The organism is Enterovibrio norvegicus (genome assembly GCF_002876705.1).
GTDB classification, from domain to species: domain Bacteria; phylum Pseudomonadota; class Gammaproteobacteria; order Enterobacterales; family Vibrionaceae; genus Enterovibrio; species Enterovibrio norvegicus_B.
Window position 1 is genome coordinate 53,315 of sequence record NZ_MDAG01000018.1, and the last position, 18,412, is coordinate 71,726.

The window sequence follows — 18,412 nt, forward strand, 5'->3', positions numbered from 1 at the left end:
ACTCGCCAAAGAGCGACATCCCAGGGCACCGGATCGCCTTTTTATGATTTTGGATAGAAGAGATGTCACTACCACACGTAATTCTCACGGTACTAAGTCACCGGGATGCTACTGGTTACGATATAACCAAAGAGTTTTCTAACGCCATCGGTCAATTCTGGAAAGCCAGCCACCAGCAAGTGTATCGCGAACTTAATAAACTCGCAGATATGGGCGCTGTTAGCTGCAAACTCGAACCTCAAGACGGCAAACCTGATCGCAAAGTCTATTCCATCACGGACATCGGCAGACAAAGTTTGTATGAGTGGTTCTTGTTACCCGCTAAACACCCAACTGACCGCGATGAAGTGTCTGCAAAGCTTCTCACTTGCAGCCTTTTTGAACCTGCGCCTATGATCCAGCATATGCATGCATTGATCGATGAGTCGCGTCTCCAGCTGAGCCAATACCGCGATCTGGAAAAGAATCACTATGCTGATTCTGCGCTTCTAACGCGAGATGGACGCCTTGAGCGCCTGACGCTACGTCGAAATATTTTGCGTAAGGAAGCTTGGTTAACCTGGGCTGAAGAAGTATTGATTGAATTGAACGCCATGGAAGCCTCTGTGCTAGAACCCAAGTTGGCCATGCGTTAAATCATATTCACTGCTTACAAAAAAACCGTCGTTATCGACGGTTTTTCTTTTTCTGCTGTTCACACAAAGCGTAAATTCATGGCAAGCAACATTGAGCGTTAGACGAACAATGTCATTTAAGCTTTTGGACGAACGCCCAATGTGTGGCAAAGCGCGTAAGTATGCTCTGCACGGTTCAGTGTGTAGAAGTGGAAATCCTTCACGCCTTCACGGCTCAATACGCGGATCATATCAATCGCTTGGCTTGCACCCACCATTTGGCGTGTAACGGGGTCATCATCAAGGCCTTCAAACTGGTTAGCCATCCAACCCGGAATGCGCACGTTGGTCATGTTCGCAAAGCGTGAGGCTTGCTTGAAGTTAGACACAGGCAAAATGCCCGGAATGATTTCTACATCAATACCTGCTGCAGCACAGCGGTCACGGAAACGCAGGTAGCTTTCAACGTCAAAGAAGAATTGGGTAATCGCACGGTTTGCCCCTGCATCTACCTTACGCTTCAAATTGATCAAATCCGCCTGTGCGCTGCGTGCTTCAGGGTGCACTTCAGGGTAAGCCGCGACAGAAATATCAAAGTCTGCTTCGCCTTTTAGCAATTCCACCAAATCTGCCGCATACATATCAGGCTTCGCGCTTTTTTCTGGCAAATCACCACGCAATGCAACGATATGGCGAATACCACTGTCCCAGTAATCACGCGCAATGGTTTTCAGTTCATCACGGCTTGCGTCGATACAAGTAAGGTGCGGCGCAGCTTCAATGCCGGTTTCTTGTTTAATGCTTTTTACGATGGAATGCGTACGGTCACGCTCGCCTGAGTTTGCGCCGTAAGTAACAGAAACGAATTTAGGTTGCAGTGTTTTCAAGCGCTGAACAGACGCCCAAAGGGTTTGTTCCATGCTTTCAGAGCTTGGCGGGAAGAATTCAAACGATACGTTAATGTCGCCGTTCAAATCGGTAAGATTTTGATTCAATGCGTCTAAATGACTGGCGTGTGAGTATCCCATACTGTCTCCCTGACTCGGCTATACGGCCGATAATTCCTTATGACGAACTTCCATTTAGCCGTCTATATGTCTAGATGATGTCTTGCGAACATATCAAAGTCAACTTGGTTTAGTTGAATTTTCTTCATGTTGATCATCATGATTTTTCAAAAAGAAAAAAGCGGAGGGGCTAACCTCCGCTTTTATCCTCAGTCCTAATCGCCATTTAAACCTTGTTCTATAACAAGTTTAAAGCCCGCTAAAGCAAAGACGCGATTCGGTTCAAATCTGATAGCAGTGCACCCGCGGTAACGTCTCGTCCAGCGCCAGGGCCTCGGATCACCAAAGGATTCTCTCGGTACCATTGGCTCTCAATCGCGAAGATATTGTCACACGGCAGCAAATTCGCCAGAGGATGTTCATCAGAGACCACCTCTAAGCCAACACGCGCCTTTCCATCACGCGCAAAGCGCGCAACATAACGTAGGACACCTTTTTCTTTCTTCGCTTCTTCTAGCCACTCTGACAGCGTGCTGTCCAATGCGTCGCTTTGATCAAGAAAGGCATCGAGCGACAAATCCATTAATGCGTCAGGCACCAATGATTGCACGCGCACGTGTTCCGGCTCAATCGTCAACCCCGACTCTCGTGCCAAAATCACCAGCTTACGCATTACATCTGCGCCGCTGAGGTCTTCACGAGGATCAGGCTCCGTTAATCCCTGCTGCCACGCTTGCTCAAGCAGGTCACTGAATGCCACGTCACCGTTGTATTGCTGGAACAGCCAAGACAAGGTGCCAGAGAAAATACCCGACAAGGCGATGATTTTGTCGCCACTCTCGCGAAGGTCTCGAACGGTGTGGTTAACAGGAAGACCTGCCCCTACCGTTGCGTTATACAACCAATGGCGACCCGTTTTCGCAAACGCATCTTGCACCTTGTTGTACTCAGCACCACTGGCTGAACCCGCCACTTTATTCGCAGACACGAGGTGGAAGCCGTGCTCTGCCAACTCAGGGTATTGTTTAGACAACGGCGCACTTGCCGTGACATCCAATACAACGACATCGTCATACGGGTGATTGAGCAGTCGAGATATCCAATCGTTGTCTTGATACGCCTCTGAATGTTCGCTGAATGCATCCATCACACACGCTGGATCGATCCCCTTGAAATCAATCCATTGACTGCCACTGTCAAGAACAGAAATCAGCTCGAAGTTCATGCCATGACGCTTTTCCAATGCCGATTTTTGCTCGGCAAACAGGCTCAACCAGCGACTGCCAATGTTACCTTTACCTAGCAGCACGAGACCGATACGGCGCTGCGCTTGAAACAGGGCACGGTGAATGCCTGCAACCAACGCGCCCGTGTTCGCTTTACGCAACAATGCCGCGATGCTGAGCCCATTGTTAGACTCACAGATAAACTCTATTGGCTGCTCACGAAGCTGCTGGTAGAAACCGTGGCAATGTACTGGGTTTCCTGTGACACCCGCACCCACAGCAGCAACCAAACTGAAACCTTCACGCAAACGAATTTCAGCAGGAATACCGGCGTTTTGTAGCTGTTCCAACACGCTATTGACCACCTCAGAGGTGTAAGCGAGTTGAATGCGGTGCTGATCTTCACTGGCAGATGTCGCAAGCGGTTGTAATTGATTGCGTGTCAGTAAGCGTTCTAAATCTAAACGGGCGATATCAAAATCGTGCGAACGCGGTACGTCCAATTGCAACAAGCACACATCATCAAGAGATGTGATGATTTTCGCGCCACGGCCTGATGCCAATACGCGTTCAATACGCGTAGAGCCAGATTCCGGTTCGTAGCTGCAACGAAGGTTTAAGTCGATACAGCTTTGTGCGACAGGTTGTAGCGTTCGTGTGTGCATCACAGGCGCAGCGAGGCGCGCCAACTCTGCCGCTTCATCAAGGCGAAGCAAAGGCAGTAAGCAAGCATCAGTTACAACGCGAGGGTCGGCGCTATAAACACCGGCAACATCGCTCCAAATCGTCACGCGGTTTACATCCGCCAACGCACCAATCAAGGTTGCAGAGTAATCAGAACCATTGCGCCCAAGTAACACCGTTTCACCCGCACGGTTTTGTGCCATGAAACCGGTGATCACAACACGATGATGATTGTGCTGCACCAGCTGTTCTTTGAGCAATGGCCAAGAGCTTGCACGATCCACTTCAGGTTGTGCAGCGCGTTCTGCACGTAGAAACGAACGCGAATCCATGCTGACAGAGGGCATGCCCATTTGGGTAAGCAGCGCAGGTAAAAGGCGTGAAGACCATACTTCACCAAACCCTTGCGCCCATGCGCGCTGCGCCTCGGTTAAACGCGCTTCAGCCGCTTGTGCCAATACGCTGAAATCATCATAAAGCGCATCGACCAAGGCTTGCTTGGCATCACCTTCAATCAGGTTCTCAATCAAATCCTGCTGATATTTGCGTAAGCTTTGCAGGCTTTCATGAGCAAGACGGCCATCTTTCTCAAGAAGGCCTAACCATTCGATAAGACGATTGGTGGTTTTACCGGCAGCAGAAACCACGACCAAGTCATCTTCGCCACTGTATTGCTCGAGGATACGAGCCACGCGACGAAAACACTCAGGGTCGGCAAGGCTACTGCCACCAAATTTGTGTAACTGGCGGGACAGCGAATGCTGTGGGGGTACTACTTCAACCGCGCTCATTACTGACTCTCTCTCACTGTGTCGAATGCATGTTTCAGGTCAGCGACCAAGTCGTTATGATCCTCTAGACCGATGGATAAACGCAATAGCGTTGCGGCAATACCCGCTTCCGCCTGCGCTTCATCAGACATGGCTCTGTGCGTCATCGAACCTGGGTGAGTCACGAGACTCTCCACACCGCCGAGTGATTCTGCCAACGTGAATAGCTTAAGGGAGCGAAGGAAAAGTTTCAGCTCACTTTCGTTTCCTTCGAGCTCAAAGCTCAACATTCCACCAAAACCTGATTGTTGTTTCTTCGCAATCTCATGGCCTGGGTGCTCTGGCAGCGATGGATGGTAGATAATGCGTACCAAAGGCTCGCCTTGTAAGAAGGCCAGCACCTCTGCACTGTTTTCTTCATGCTGGCGCATTCTCGCGCTCAAGGTACGTAACCCACGCAACGTCATGTAGCTATCGAATGCATTACCCGTTGCGCCGATACAGTTACCCCACCATTTCAGTTCGTCCACCAAATTCTGATCTTTGGCAACCACAACACCACCAACGGTATCAGAGTGGCCGTTGATGAATTTCGTGGTGGAGTGAACAACAAGGTCTGCACCTAGATTAAGCGGCTTTTGCAGCACCGGAGACAGAAAGGTGTTATCCACGCCGACCCACGCACCCACTGCATGCGCTTGCTGGCAAATCGCTTGCACATCGACCACGCGTAACAGTGGGTTCGATGGCGTTTCAATCCACACCAATTTTGGGTTCTTCGCAAGCGCTGACGCCAAAGCTGCATCATCAGACTGATCAACAAACTCAATCTTGAATGCCCCTTTTCTCGCACGAGAATCAAACAGACGGTAAGTGCCGCCATAGCAGTCGTGCGGTGCAACAATCAAATCGTCAGGCCCTAATAAAGAAAGCACCAAGTTAATGGCAGACATGCCGCAGTTCGTTACCACCGCTCCCGCGCCATTTTCTAAATCACAAAGTGCAGTCTCTAGCAGGTTTCGTGTTGGGTTACCGCCACGTGCATAGTCGTAGGTTGGCACTTCGCCAAACTCTGGGAATTCGTAATTGGTTGAGAGATAAATAGGAGGAACCACTGACTGGTATTGTGAATCTGTGGTGATACCAGTGCGGACGGCGATGGTGGCTGACTTCTTGTCGCTCATAGGTGCTTCCCTGTAAAAAATGCGTGCGGAATATGTTTGAATTATGATCAACCTTAAACATTCAAGAGCAAGACGTCAATACTTCTAGACGTCTATATGTCTTTACATGTAGCGGTTAATATCGCTAAAATTTATGTTCATCCAACCTGGGCGATTGCTTCCGGCGTTGACTGCGATTTGAGAATTGAACTGCTTATGAAGGTGAACGATGGCAGACTGGAATGGCGAATATATTAACCCTTACGCCGAGCACGGTAAAAAGAAAGAACAAGTAAAGAAGATCACCGTCTCTATCCCGCTGAAAGTGTTAAAAATTCTGACTGATGAGCGTACTCGTCGTCAGGTGAACAATTTGCGCCACGCCACCAACAGTGAACTGCTGTGTGAAGCATTTTTACATGCTTATACCGGTCAGCCACTGCCCACGGATGATGATATTCGCAAGGACAAAGGCGATAGCGTGCCTGCGGAAGCAAAGCGCATTATGAAAGAACTGGGTATCGAGTTTAACGAAGAAGAATATTAATTTCGTTAGCAGAATGACAAAAAAACCAGCCGATTGGCTGGTTTTTTTTATTTAAAAGAAAACAGTACTATTTTCCTTTCAGAGTACTACGGAAGAATTATTCGTTGGTAACCGCTTATTTATCTTCCATGTAGTTTTCTGGCATCTCAATGCGTGACACACCAGATTCCACCGCAGCTACCGCAACAGCTTTCGCGACGCGAGGCAACAAACGTGGGTCCATCGGCTTAGGAATGATGTAATCAATACCAAAACTCAACGCATCAACACCCGCAGCCTTCAACACTTCTGCTGGCACAGGCTCTTTCGCTAGAGAACGAATGGCTTCAACTGCCGCTAACTTCATTTCGTCATTGATGCGGCTTGCACGTACATCCAGTGCGCCGCGGAAAATGAACGGGAAACAAAGTACGTTGTTCACTTGGTTCGGGTAATCCGAACGGCCAGTGCCCATGATCAAATCATCACGCACTTGGTGTGCAAGCTCAGGTTTGATTTCTGGATCCGGGTTTGAACACGCAAACACGATTGGCTTCTCAGCCATCAGCTTCAACGCTTCCGGTGGCAGCAAGTCAGGGCCAGACACACCCAAGAAAATGTCCGCACCTTCAATCACATCTTCAAGCGTGCGCTTGTCAGTGTTGTTCGCAAACAGTTGCTTGTATTCGTTGATGTCATCACGACGCGTGTGAATAACGCCTTTACGGTCCAGCATGTAAATCTTTTCACGCTGAGCACCACATTTGATCAACAGCTCCATACACGCAACAGCCGCTGCGCCTGCACCTAAACAAACGACGACCGCGTCTTCGATGTTTTTACCTTGCAGTTCTAGTGCGTTCAGCATGCCCGCCGCGGTGACAATCGCCGTACCGTGTTGGTCATCATGGAAAACAGGGACGTGGCAACGTTCGATCAACTGCTTTTCGATTTCAAAACAATCAGGTGCTTTGATGTCTTCAAGGTTGATGCCACCAAAGGTGTCAGAGATGTTGGCGACCGTGTCGACAAACTCTTCGATGGTGCGGTGCTTCACTTCAATATCAATGGAATCCAAACCCGCGAAGCGTTTAAACAGTAACGCTTTACCTTCCATCACAGGTTTTGATGCAAGTGGACCCAAGTTACCGAGGCCAAGGATAGCGGTACCGTTTGAAATCACGGCAACCATGTTCCCTTTCGCTGTGTATTTATAAACATTATCAGCGTCTTGTGCGATTTCACGTACGGGTTCAGCCACACCTGGGCTGTACGCCAACGCCAGATCTTCCACGGTATCAGCTGGCTTGGTAAGTTCTACCGAAATTTTACCTGGCACTGGATAGGCGTGATAGTCCAGAGCCTGTTGGCGTTTGTCTTCAGACATGTTGTTATTTCCTGATTGTATTTATCGTCATTGGTTAAAAGACTTGCCACGTTAACGATCTCGCAAGCAAAGAGATCAATCCGTAACAAGTTCAGGGCGAGAACATCCCTACCCTAAATGTAATCGTAAAATGTTAACGCAGTGAGAATTTCAGAACCACCCTATTCCGCGGTTATTATTAATTAGTATCTATAGTGATTTATGTAACGGGTATTACATGCTGAAATGGCATAAAAAAAGGGAGGTGCTTTCGCACCTCCCTTTTTTCGTTGTCTTTGCAATATTACTTGCTAGACAGTGCGCCAAAACGCTTGTTGAAGCGATCAACACGGCCGCCAGTGTCAACAACACGTTGCTTACCAGTGTAGAATGGGTGGCACTTGTCACATACGTCCAGGTTGATATCTTTACCTAGAGTAGTGTTGAATTCAAAAGTGTTGCCGCATGAACATTTTGCAGTTACTGCAGCGTATTCTGGATGGATACCAGCTTTCATAGGGATAACCTCTAATATAAGGCCGTGTCGCTCTCCCGAGCCTATCGGGCACCACACGTCGTTAACAAACAAATTGTAAGGCGCGAAATTCTAATCAAGGAGACCTAGGATCGCAACTTTTTTGTTCAATTCATTTCAAGTCCAAGGATTACACTGCTTCAGCGCCTTGATTCAAAAAGATTATACTTTCGTCCTTTGCGCACCTGTTCCCCATAGGTACACTGTTCCGATGACAAGTTTCTTAATACGCAGCCTTTACACCTCATGATCCCAATCATTGCCCAAGTGGCCTTGCCTGTGCCGTTGCACAAAACGTTTGATTACCGAATTGGCAGTGACATGCCTGTTATCGGTGGGCGAGTACGCGTGCCATTTGGTAAGCAATTCAAAGTGGGCATAGTGGTTGCGCTGTCCGATACGTCAGATTTTCCGCTAGAACAAATCAAACCGATCAATAGCGTCATAGATACAGCGCCTTTATGGCCCTCTCCTTTATATAAGCTATTAAATTGGGCAAGTCGCTACTATCAGTACCCACTCGGTGATGCACTTGGCACGGTAATGCCCGGCCATTTGAGAAAAGGAAAGCCCGCTCATCGAGAACGTGAACGCGTGTGGCAATTAACAGACGCTGGAAAAATTCAGCCTTTGAATGCACTGAGCCGAGCACCGAAGCAAGCAAAGATACTGACACAGCTCCGCAACGGCGCGATGACGCACAGCGATCTGCTTGAGGCTGAATTAACCGCTGCCGTCATCAAAACCGTCGAAGACAAAGGCTGGATTGCGCCCGTAGAGAATGTGCGTGCGAAACCGTGGACACCGGGTTATGCAGTCGTCGAAGACAAGCCGACCCTCAACCATGAGCAAGCCATGGCGGTGGCAACCATCAATGCTAACCCAGAGTTTGGCTGCTATTTGATTGAAGGGGTGACAGGTTCAGGTAAAACCGAGGTGTACTTGAACCTGCTTGAGCCTGTTCTGTCAAAAGGCCAACAAGCCCTGATCCTTGTGCCTGAGATTGGTTTAACGCCACAAACCATCAACCGGTTTAGACGCCGCTTCAATGTGCCCGTTGAAGTACTGCACTCAGGCTTAAACGATACCGAGCGCCTAAATGCTTGGCTCGCAGCCCGAGATAACGAAGCCGCCATTATTATCGGCACTCGCTCTGCGCTTTTCTCGCCGTGCAAATCTCTCGGCATCATCATTGTCGATGAAGAGCACGATGCCTCTTATAAGCAGCAAGACAGTTTTCGCTATCACGCCCGCGATCTGGCTGTGATGCGTGGCCATGAAGAAAACATTCCCGTGGTTCTTGGCTCTGCCACTCCCTCACTGGAAAGCCTTCACAACGCCACCACGGGCAAATACCATCATCTAATCTTATCGATTCGTGCCGGTAACGCCGTAAAAGCCAAACACGGCGTGTTAGATATCCGTGGTTTGTATCTCGAGTCAGGGCTCTCTGCACCCATGATTGCGGAAATGCGTAAGCATTTGTCCGTGGGTAATCAGGTGATGTTGTTTTTGAACCGCCGAGGTTATGCCCCTGCGTTAATGTGTCATGAGTGTGGCTGGCTGGCTGAATGTAAGCGCTGCGATGCTTACTACACACTGCACCAGCAAAGCGGTGAACTCCGCTGCCACCATTGCGGCACACAACGTCCCATTCCACACCAATGTGGCAGTTGTGGTTCAACGCAATTAATCAGCGTCGGTGTCGGCACGGAACAGCTTGAGTCCCAATTGGCTAGCCTGTTTCCTGAATACAAAACCATCCGTATCGACCGCGATAACACGCGACGCAAAGGCGCGTTAGAGGAATACCTCAACGCCATCCACAATAAAGAATATCAAATCCTTATTGGCACGCAGATGTTGGCAAAAGGGCATCACTTCCCTGACGTCACGCTCGTCGGATTGGTGGATGTAGACAGTGCCCTGTTTAGCAACGATTTTCGTGCCCCAGAAAGATTGGCGCAGCTTTTTGTGCAAGTGGCAGGTCGAGCAGGTCGTGCCAGCAAGCCCGGTTTAGTCTTGTTGCAAACGCACCACCCAGAACACGCACTGCTGCAATCCTTGATTCACAAAGGCTATGACAGCTTCGCACGGGCGGCTTTGCAAGAACGCCATCAAGCACAATTGCCGCCATTCAGTTTCTTTGGGTTGATCCGCGCCGAATCCCACCAAAGCGACATGGTTGAACAGTTCCTGCAACAAGCACGTACCGTGCTGGATGCCAGCCCATTGGAAGATGACGGTTGCGCCGTGATGGGGCCAGCCCCAGCGCCGCTTCATCGCCGAGCAGGGCGCTACCGTTGGCAACTGATATTCCAAGCACCGAGCAGAAAGATGTTGCAGCAACGTCTCTCCATTGCGCTTCAAGCTATTCGGCAGCTTCCTCTGTCTAAAAAAGTCCGTTGGTCGCTCGATATCGAACCGCAAGATATGAGCTGAATGGTTTTCATTCGACTAAACCGACCGACATCACGTTATTCTTGTAATATCTGTTAACATGACCATGTTTAATACAGCCCCATCAGATTAAGATAGAGGCACCAAGACAAGTTTTGTCTCATTGCTGTAGGTCCCAACTGGGAAGCATTGCCAAATATATTAAGCAAGAGGAATAGCACTATGGCGACAATGAAGGATGTTGCCCATCTGGCCGGCGTTTCAACGGCAACGGTATCACGCGCCTTGATGAATCCTGAAAAGGTGTCGGCATCGACACGGAAGAAAGTCGAACAAGCTGTGATGGAAGCTGGCTACAGCCCAAATTCATTGGCGCGCAACCTACGACGCAATGAGTCGAAAACCATCGTGGTTATCGTCCCGGACATTTGTGATCCTTATTTTACTGAAATCATTCGCGGTATCGAAGAGGCAGCCATGGAACACGGCTACCTCGTGTTGCTGGGTGACAGTGGTCAACAAGACAGTCGCGAAAGTTCTTTCGTGAACCTGGTATTTACGAAGCAAGCTGACGGTATGCTCCTTTTAGGCACAGACCTTCCTTTTGACGTCAGTAAACCAGAGCAGAAAAACTTGCCACCTCTCGTAATGGCCTGTGAATACGCGCCAGAACTTGAATTGCCAACGGTACACATCGACAACCTGACTGCGGCTTTTGAAGCGGTGAACTACTTAACGCAAGTGGGTCACAAGCAAATCGCGCAAATTACAGGCTCGAAGGATGCGGCATTGACGCAATTCCGTGTGCAAGGTTATCAGCAAGCACTCCGTCGCGGTGGCATCACGATTAACCCTGCCTATACCGTATCGGGTGATTTCAGCTTTGCTGCTGGCGCACGCGCGATGACATCTTTACTGTCTTTGCCAGTGCCACCTACGGCCGTGTTCTGTCACTCCGACGTCATGGCTATCGGTGCAATGCAACAAGCCAAGCGCCTCGGTTTTCGCGTCCCGCATGACATCTCCATTGTCGGCTTTGATGACATTCAATTTGCGGAATACTGCGACCCTGCCCTGACGACGGTATCACAACCGCGTTACGACATTGGTCGTCAAGCCATGTTGATGTTGTTGAAGATTCTCAAAGGCAACGATGTGCAAGCAGGTTCACGTTTGTTGGATGCACAACTGGTTGTTCGTGAGAGTGTCGCACCACCATCACGCTAAACTCAGTCTATCGGTACTGGCGCGCTTTCGAGCAAGCCAGTACCATATAGCATCCATTCGAAGAAAAGATACGCAAATCAGTGGCAACCAGAGATTATGTCAAACGTGGCAAAGCGCCGCGTAAACCGACCAGAAATACCAAGAAAGCCCCCCCAAAAGCGGCCTTCCCATTAAAGTGGGCGATTATCGCTGTTTTACTCGTGGGCGCATTCGGTTATGGCCTTTTCCACCTCGCCACCAGCACGCCAACGGAAAACACCACACCTGCAGAGCAGAAGGTTGAAAAACCTAAGCCTGCGCCAAAAAGCACCTCTTCAAGCCAAAAGGCAAAAGAAACGTTGCCACCACAGCCCAAAGAAAAATGGTCATACATTGAAGAGTTAGAAAACAAAGAAGTGGAAGTCGAGGCCAACGAGCAAGAAATCTCAAGCCGTCCGTATCTCATGCAGTGCGGTGCTTACCGAAGCTCAAGCCAAGCCGATGAGCGCAAAGCCATGATTGCTTTCCAAGGTCTAGAAAGCCATGTCAAAACCAGCCAAGGCGAGAAAGGAATCTGGTATCGCGTGGTGTTAGGGCCTTACCCGCTCAAGCGCGAAGCAGAACGCGACCGCAACATGTTGCGCCGCGCAGGTATCGAACCTTGCGCAATCTGGTACTGGAACTGATTTAATCTCGTTTTTCGGCGAAAAAAACCTATAAAGCAGGGTTTCATCCCTGCTTTTCCCCTTGAATTTAGTTTTCTCCATCCCCACCTCTGTTGTTAACAACCCATACTGGCTATAAGCCAGAGCAAAACGAAGAGGTTCTTCCGTGACAACGATTGTTTCAGTCCGCCGCAACGGCAAAGTTGTGATCGCCGGTGACGGCCAAGTGTCACTGGGTAATACCGTAATGAAAGGCAATGCCCGCAAGGTTCGCCGCCTATACAACAATAAAGTACTGGCGGGTTTCGCTGGCGGTACCGCTGATGCCTTCACCCTATTCGAACGTTTCGAGCGTAAGCTGGAAATGCACCAAGGTCATTTGACCAAAGCCGCGGTTGAGCTCGCTAAAGATTGGCGTTCTGACCGTGCACTGCGCAAGCTAGAAGCACTGCTTTGTGTTGCTGATGAAACCGCATCTCTGATCATTACCGGTAACGGTGATGTCGTTCAGCCGGAACACGATATGATCGCCATCGGCTCAGGCGGTAACTTTGCACAGGCTGCGGCCATTGCATTGCTTGAAAATACTGAGCTCGATGCACGCGAAATCGCAGTGAAATCTCTGACCATCGCTGGCGACATCTGTGTCTTCACCAACCAGCACCACACCATCGAAGAACTTGATTACTAAGCAGGATCCCAGCATGTCTGAAATGACCCCACGCGAAATCGTGTCTGAACTAGACCGTCACATTATCGGTCAAACCAAAGCTAAACGTGCCGTTGCGATTGCGCTTCGTAACCGCTGGCGTCGCATGCAGTTGGATGAAGATCTACGTGCAGAAGTGACACCAAAGAACATCCTGATGATCGGCCCAACGGGTGTCGGTAAAACCGAGATCGCACGTCGCCTAGCAAAACTGGCGAACGCGCCGTTCATCAAAGTCGAAGCGACCAAGTTCACCGAAGTGGGCTATGTCGGTAAAGAAGTGGAAACCATTATCCGCGACCTGACTGACGTTGCGGTAAAAATGACCCACCAGCAAGCGATGGAAAAAGTGAAATTCCGCGCTGAAGAACTGGCTGAAGAACGTATTCTGGATGTCCTACTGCCGCCACCGCGCGATGCATGGGGACAATCAGAGGAACCAAAAGCCGATTCGAACACTCGTCAAAGCTTCCGTAAGAAAATCCGTGAAGGCAAACTAGACGACAAAGAAATCGAAATCGATGTTGCTGCGCCGCAAATGAGCATGGAAATCATGGCCCCTCCAGGCATGGAAGAAATGACTAACCAATTGCAGGGCATGTTCCAAAACCTCGGTGGTGGTAACACGTCTAAAAAGCGCAAGATGAAGCTAAAAGACGCACTAAAAGCCGTGACGGAAGAAGAAGCTGCGAAGCTGGTTAATCAAGAAGAATTGAAAGACCAATCCATCCACATGGTTGAGAACAACGGCATCGTCTTCATCGATGAAATCGACAAAATCTGTAAGCGCGGCGAAAGCTCAGGCCCAGATGTATCGCGTGAAGGTGTTCAGCGTGACCTGCTTCCATTGGTTGAAGGCAGCACAGTTTCTACCAAACACGGCATGGTACGTACCGACCACATCCTGTTCATCGCATCAGGTGCTTTCCAAGTGGCAAGCCCATCGGATTTGATTCCAGAACTGCAAGGTCGTCTGCCGATTCGCGTTGAACTGGAAGCACTATCCGCGTCGGACTTCCAACGCATTTTGACTGAGCCAAATGCATCTTTGACAGAGCAATACTCTGCACTGATGGGCACAGAACAGTTGAACCTGACCTTCACGTCAGACGGCATTGAAGAAATCGCGAACGCAGCATGGCGCGTGAACGAACGCACTGAAAACATTGGTGCGCGTCGTCTACACACTGTGATGGAACGTTTGGTTGATGAAGTGTCCTTCGACGCGAGCGAACGTGGCGGCGACTCTGTTGAGATCAACGCAGAATACGTGCGTAACTGTCTAGAAGAGCTGGTTGACGACGAAGATTTGAGCCGCTTCATTCTGTAATCCTATGGATTATCAGACAGTAAGATAAAAACAGGCAGCTTCCGCTGCCTGTTTTTGTTTCTGCCTATCCAGCCTTCAGCAATGACTATCACGGCTAATTTGGGCTTCAACATTGCCGATACTGTAAAAAATGCCAATAATGTCGCCTGATTCTTTAGGTACTGCATGGCTATGTCTTCAATCACTCTTTCTACTTGGCTCGACGCTGCGCGTCCTAAAACACTGCCGCTCGCCATCGCGTGCATCTTGTGTGGCAGTGCAGTCGCAGCTCAAACCGACCGTTTTTCTATCACTGTCACTTTGCTCGCATTGGTGACAGCGTTGTTGTTGCAGATCCTCTCCAATCTTGCCAATGACTATGGCGATGCCATTAAAGGCACAGACAATGACGACCGCTTAGGCCCGAAACGCGCTATTCAGCAAGGCTTGGTCACCACCACCACGATGAAAAAAGCCATGGCGTTGAACATCGTACTCACCATCTTATCGGGTGCCGCGTTGGTGCTAACCGCGTTTGACCAGACCGCAGATATTCTGAGTTTTATCGGCTTAGGTGCACTCGCGATTGTCGCTGCGATTTGCTACACCGTTGGCAACAAGCCTTACGGTTACCGCGGGCTTGGTGACTTATCCGTGCTAATTTTCTTTGGCTGGCTCGGTGTGGCAGGTACGTACTACTTGCAAACCGGCTCGCTTAGCAGTGCGGTACTTTTGCCGGCGACGGCTTGTGGCTTACTGGCTGTCGGCGTGCTGAACATCAATAACCTTCGCGATATCGACAATGACAAAGCCTGCGGTAAACACACCTTAGTGGTGCGCATGGGCCCAAGATGGGGGCGAATTTACCATCAAGTGCTACTCACCGGCGCCTTTGGCTGTTTCGCTCTCTATGCCATGCTTGAGCATGCCCCTCTCACAGGTTGGTTATTTGTATTGGCACTCCCGCTCGCCATTAAACACGGTAAAGCCGTGTGGTCGTCACCCGACGGAGAAACCTTGCGTCCGATGATGGCAGACATTGTGAAAGTGGCCTTGCTGACCAATTGTTTGTTCGCCATCGGTGTCTTGGTTCGCTAATACGACCACGTACATAAAGGCGTTGGGCATCCGATTTATGTTTTGAGTCATTGCAATGCCCCCCCTTGTCGTTATACTTTTTTGACATAGGGTGACGGTGAGCTTAGTTCGAACCGTTACTATTTTGCCTTCCGGCCACTTGCGCCCCAAGAAGAAGTCTGATTATGGAATACAATACCTCTGAACTGTGCGACATGTACCTCGATCAGGTTGATGTGCTTGAACCTATGATGAGCACGTATGGCGGCCGAAGCTCTTTTGGCGGTCAGATTGTCACCGTGAAATGCTTTGAAGACAGCGGACTTATCCGCCAAGTGGCAGAGCGTAATGGCGAAGGTTGCGTCATGCTTATCGACGGTGGTGGCTCATTGCGCCGCGCTATCGTAGATGCAGACATTGCTGCACTGGCTGCGGAGAACAACTGGGAAGGCTTGGTGGTGTACGGTTGTGTGCGCGACGTTGATGCGCTAGATGAAATCGATATTGGCGTTCAAGCGCTAGCATCTATTCCGGTTGGAGCGGATAACCAAAGCGTCGGCGATACTGACATTCCGGTGAATTTTGGTGGTGTCACCTTCATTCCTGAAGATCACCTCTATGCAGACACGACAGGTATTATTCTTTCTCAAGAGCCTATCGATATTGAATAATCACACATTGGCGTAAACGTTGATGTGTCTGATGCCTCATTGAAAACAGTGAGGCACAAAGAAAAACAGAGCCCATCGGCTCTGTTTTTTTATTCTACTTCTTCAATTTTACCAAGCAGGCTACGAATGCGTTGTTGCCATGCCTCTTGGTCAGAACGAAGACGCGCATTTTCTTGCTCTAATACATCTCGGCTTTCACGAACAGTGTCCGTTTCTTGACCCAAGGTTTCGTTCTTTTCTTTAAGCTCTTCAATTTCCATTTGAAGCAGAGAAATGGTATCCACTGCCATCTGAACTTTGGCTTCAAGCTGCTCTAAAATTTCCAATGACATCAAGGCCACCTTTCTAATCCAACTAAATCTCGCCAAGGCTTGCCCGATAAGGGTTCTTCACCTTGTGCGTCCCAGAAAACCTATTCTAACGGGGCATGGCTCAGGCCGCACCTTTCTAATACGTTTTTAGATCACAAGCGAACAAAAAAGCGGCAGTTTTAACATTTTCTCATACCGCCGTTATTTTTAAATCCGGTTTCCCCATTGCACTTTTGACTAACAATGCGATCTCACTCAATTTATATTCACTTTTCACATGGTACCGTATACACGATCGTATCTCTCTTGGAATATTCCAAGACTTGCCGGTATCGGCTGGGCTGACACTCTTGGTGTCAGCCTTTTCTTTTTGTGCCCTCTGAAGCCCATCGAAAGTTATTCACTTTCTGTCACGTTGCCTTTCTTCACACCCAAATTCACCGCACAAATGCTCAATCGCGCATTCATATCGCATAAATAATGAGCGAACGCACATTTAGACGCGCAAACACTTCACGAAATCCGTTTCGCCACTAAAGTAGCAGGTACTATTATCGTGGCAGCCAAGACCACGAGCATGAAATGGGTCTCGTACCTACCCCAATAACCGAATTCTTAGCGCTATGCTGTTTAGAGGAAACAAAGAGGACACCCTATGAGCACGGAACAGAAATACGTCGTCGCATTGGATCAAGGCACTACCAGCTCTCGTGCGGTTATCCTCGATCATGACGCGAACATAGTGACCGCCGCCCAACGCGAATTTACGCAAATCTACCCACAATCTGGTTGGGTGGAGCACGACCCTCTTGAGATTTGGGCCACGCAAAGTGCCACATTAGTGGAAGCACTGGCAAAATCCGGGATCCGCTCTGATGAAGTCGCTGCCATTGGTATCACCAACCAACGCGAAACCACCATTGTGTGGAACCGTCATACCGGCAAGCCGATTTATAACGCGATTGTATGGCAGTGCCGTCGTACCGCCCCCATTTGTGAGCAGCTCAAATCAGATGGCTACGAAGATTACATTCGCGAAACCACAGGCCTTGTGGTTGACCCCTATTTTTCAGGCACCAAAGTAAAGTGGATCCTCGACCATGTTGAAGGCGCGCATGAACTTGCTGCCAAAGGCGATCTGCTGTTTGGTACCGTCGATACTTGGCTTATCTGGAAGATGACCCAAGGGCGTGTCCATGTGACCGATTATACCAATGCGAGTCGCACCATGCTGTTCAACATCAACACGTTGGAATGGGATGACACCATGCTCAAGGCATTGGGGATCCCATCCTCAATGATGCCGGAAGTAAAATCTTCCTCCACCGTCTATGGCGAAACCAACATTGGTGGTAAAGGCGGCACACGTATTCCTATCGCAGGCATTGCAGGCGACCAGCAAGCAGCACTGTTTGGTCAAATGTGTGTGGAAGCCGGCCAAGCAAAGAACACCTACGGTACAGGCTGCTTCTTGCTCATGAACACAGGCAAAGAGAAAGTCACGTCGAACAATGGGCTTCTCACCACCCTTGCTTGTGGACCAAAAGGCGAGGTCGCGTATGCACTTGAAGGGGCCGTCTTCATGGGCGGAGCGTCTATCCAATGGTTACGCGATGAAATGAAACTCATCAGCGATGCGAGCGATTCGGAATACTTTGCAACGAAAGTAGATACCAGCAATGGCGTATATGTTGTTCCTGCATTTACCGGGTTAGGTGCGCCACATTGGGACCCGTATGCACGTGGCACCATCGTGGGCATTACGCGCGGTGTGAACGCAAACCACATCATTCGCGCCACACTTGAAGGGATCGCGTATCAATCGCTTGATGTGTTAACCGCGATGGAAGCCGATTCGGGCATCAAACTCGATTCACTGAAAGTGGATGGCGGTGCCGTGGCCAACAACTTCTTGATGCAGTTCCAATCCGACGTATTAAACACGGAAGTAAAGCGCCCGAAAGTCACCGAAGTGACCGCGCTGGGTTCCGCGTATCTTGCGGGACTTGCCGTCGGCTTTTGGAGCAGCATTGATGAGCTCATGAATAAGTCAGAATTGGACCGCAGCTTCACCCCTTGTGAAGACGACGGCAAACGCGAACGTCGCCATCGTGGTTGGCAGCGTGCAGTGGAGTGTTCGAAAGGTTGGGAAGACCACTAAACCGTAGTGTTC

At 49.6% G+C, this 18,412-nt stretch carries 16 protein-coding genes; 10 read left to right on the plus strand and 6 right to left on the minus strand.

The annotated features are described in order from the left end of the window. The first annotated feature begins 62 nt into the window (after window positions 1-62). Entirely contained in the window at window positions 63-635 is a 573-nt protein-coding gene (locus tag BCT27_RS11705) for a PadR family transcriptional regulator (protein WP_017009582.1), read from the plus strand. A gap of 116 nt (window positions 636-751) precedes the next feature. Here BCT27_RS11705 and metF read toward each other — a convergent pair whose 3' ends face one another. The 3 genes from metF to BCT27_RS11720 form a co-directional block, all read right to left on the minus strand. Then, window positions 752-1,642, minus strand: coding sequence for a methylenetetrahydrofolate reductase (gene metF / locus BCT27_RS11710; protein ID WP_102390350.1), 891 nt, complete (start codon window positions 1,640-1,642; stop codon window positions 752-754). A 238-nt stretch (window positions 1,643-1,880) separates the two neighbouring features. Continuing rightward, window positions 1,881-4,322, minus strand: coding sequence for a bifunctional aspartate kinase/homoserine dehydrogenase II (locus BCT27_RS11715; RefSeq protein WP_102395881.1), 2,442 nt, complete (start codon window positions 4,320-4,322; stop codon window positions 1,881-1,883). Then, window positions 4,322-5,485 carry an O-succinylhomoserine (thiol)-lyase gene (locus BCT27_RS11720; RefSeq protein WP_102395882.1) on the minus strand — a complete coding sequence of 388 codons (1,164 nt, stop codon included), beginning with the start codon at window positions 5,483-5,485 and terminating at the stop codon, window positions 4,322-4,324. The genes BCT27_RS11715 and BCT27_RS11720 overlap by 1 nt, the downstream gene beginning before the upstream one ends. A gap of 208 nt (window positions 5,486-5,693) precedes the next feature. On the opposite strand from BCT27_RS11720, the gene metJ reads away from it, so the two are divergent. Further along, a complete protein-coding gene (metJ, locus tag BCT27_RS11725; RefSeq protein WP_017009578.1) occupies window positions 5,694-6,011 on the plus strand; it encodes a met regulon transcriptional regulator MetJ in 318 nt (105 codons plus the stop codon). 115 nt (window positions 6,012-6,126) lie between these two features. On the opposite strand, the gene BCT27_RS11730 is transcribed toward metJ, so the two are convergent. Together BCT27_RS11730 and rpmE are read right to left on the minus strand one after the other, a co-directional pair. Next, on the minus strand, window positions 6,127-7,377 hold the full coding sequence (locus BCT27_RS11730; protein ID WP_102317263.1) for a malic enzyme-like NAD(P)-binding protein: 1,251 nt from the start codon (window positions 7,375-7,377) through the stop codon (window positions 6,127-6,129). Window positions 7,378-7,660: 283 nt separating this feature from the next. Beyond that, window positions 7,661-7,873, minus strand: coding sequence for a 50S ribosomal protein L31 (rpmE, locus tag BCT27_RS11735; RefSeq protein WP_017009576.1), 213 nt, complete (start codon window positions 7,871-7,873; stop codon window positions 7,661-7,663). Between the two features lie 264 nt (window positions 7,874-8,137). Between rpmE and priA the strand changes: the two genes are divergently transcribed. The 7 genes from priA (at window position 8,138) to rraA (ending at window position 15,928) form a co-directional block, all read left to right on the plus strand. After that, window positions 8,138-10,333 carry a primosomal protein N' gene (gene priA, locus BCT27_RS11740; RefSeq protein ID WP_102395883.1) on the plus strand — a complete coding sequence of 732 codons (2,196 nt, stop codon included), beginning with the start codon at window positions 8,138-8,140 and terminating at the stop codon, window positions 10,331-10,333. A gap of 156 nt (window positions 10,334-10,489) precedes the next feature. Further along, a complete protein-coding gene (cytR, locus tag BCT27_RS11745) occupies window positions 10,490-11,518 on the plus strand; it encodes a DNA-binding transcriptional regulator CytR (protein ID WP_258186739.1) in 1,029 nt (342 codons plus the stop codon). 80 nt (window positions 11,519-11,598) lie between these two features. Continuing rightward, window positions 11,599-12,183, plus strand: coding sequence for an SPOR domain-containing protein (locus tag BCT27_RS11750; RefSeq protein ID WP_102317265.1), 585 nt, complete (start codon window positions 11,599-11,601; stop codon window positions 12,181-12,183). Window positions 12,184-12,328: 145 nt separating this feature from the next. Continuing rightward, window positions 12,329-12,853: an ATP-dependent protease subunit HslV gene (gene hslV / locus BCT27_RS11755; protein WP_017009572.1), complete on the plus strand. Its 525-nt coding sequence runs from the start codon at window positions 12,329-12,331 to the stop codon at window positions 12,851-12,853. Window positions 12,854-12,866: 13 nt separating this feature from the next. Beyond that, on the plus strand, window positions 12,867-14,201 hold the full coding sequence (gene hslU / locus BCT27_RS11760) for an HslU--HslV peptidase ATPase subunit (protein ID WP_102395884.1): 1,335 nt from the start codon (window positions 12,867-12,869) through the stop codon (window positions 14,199-14,201). Between the two features lie 171 nt (window positions 14,202-14,372). After that, complete coding sequence (locus tag BCT27_RS11765) at window positions 14,373-15,278, plus strand: 1,4-dihydroxy-2-naphthoate polyprenyltransferase (RefSeq protein ID WP_198597552.1); 906 nt, start codon at window positions 14,373-14,375, stop codon at window positions 15,276-15,278. Window positions 15,279-15,442: 164 nt separating this feature from the next. Further along, window positions 15,443-15,928 carry a ribonuclease E activity regulator RraA gene (gene rraA, locus BCT27_RS11770; protein ID WP_017009569.1) on the plus strand — a complete coding sequence of 162 codons (486 nt, stop codon included), beginning with the start codon at window positions 15,443-15,445 and terminating at the stop codon, window positions 15,926-15,928. 89 nt (window positions 15,929-16,017) lie between these two features. Here rraA and zapB read toward each other — a convergent pair whose 3' ends face one another. Then, window positions 16,018-16,260, minus strand: a complete 243-nt coding sequence (gene zapB / locus BCT27_RS11775; RefSeq protein ID WP_017009568.1) for a cell division protein ZapB — start codon at window positions 16,258-16,260, stop codon at window positions 16,018-16,020. A gap of 634 nt (window positions 16,261-16,894) precedes the next feature. Here zapB and glpK point away from each other — a divergent pair. Continuing rightward, window positions 16,895-18,400, plus strand: coding sequence for a glycerol kinase GlpK (gene glpK / locus BCT27_RS11780; protein WP_102395886.1), 1,506 nt, complete (start codon window positions 16,895-16,897; stop codon window positions 18,398-18,400). Window positions 18,401-18,412: the final 12 nt, after the last annotated feature.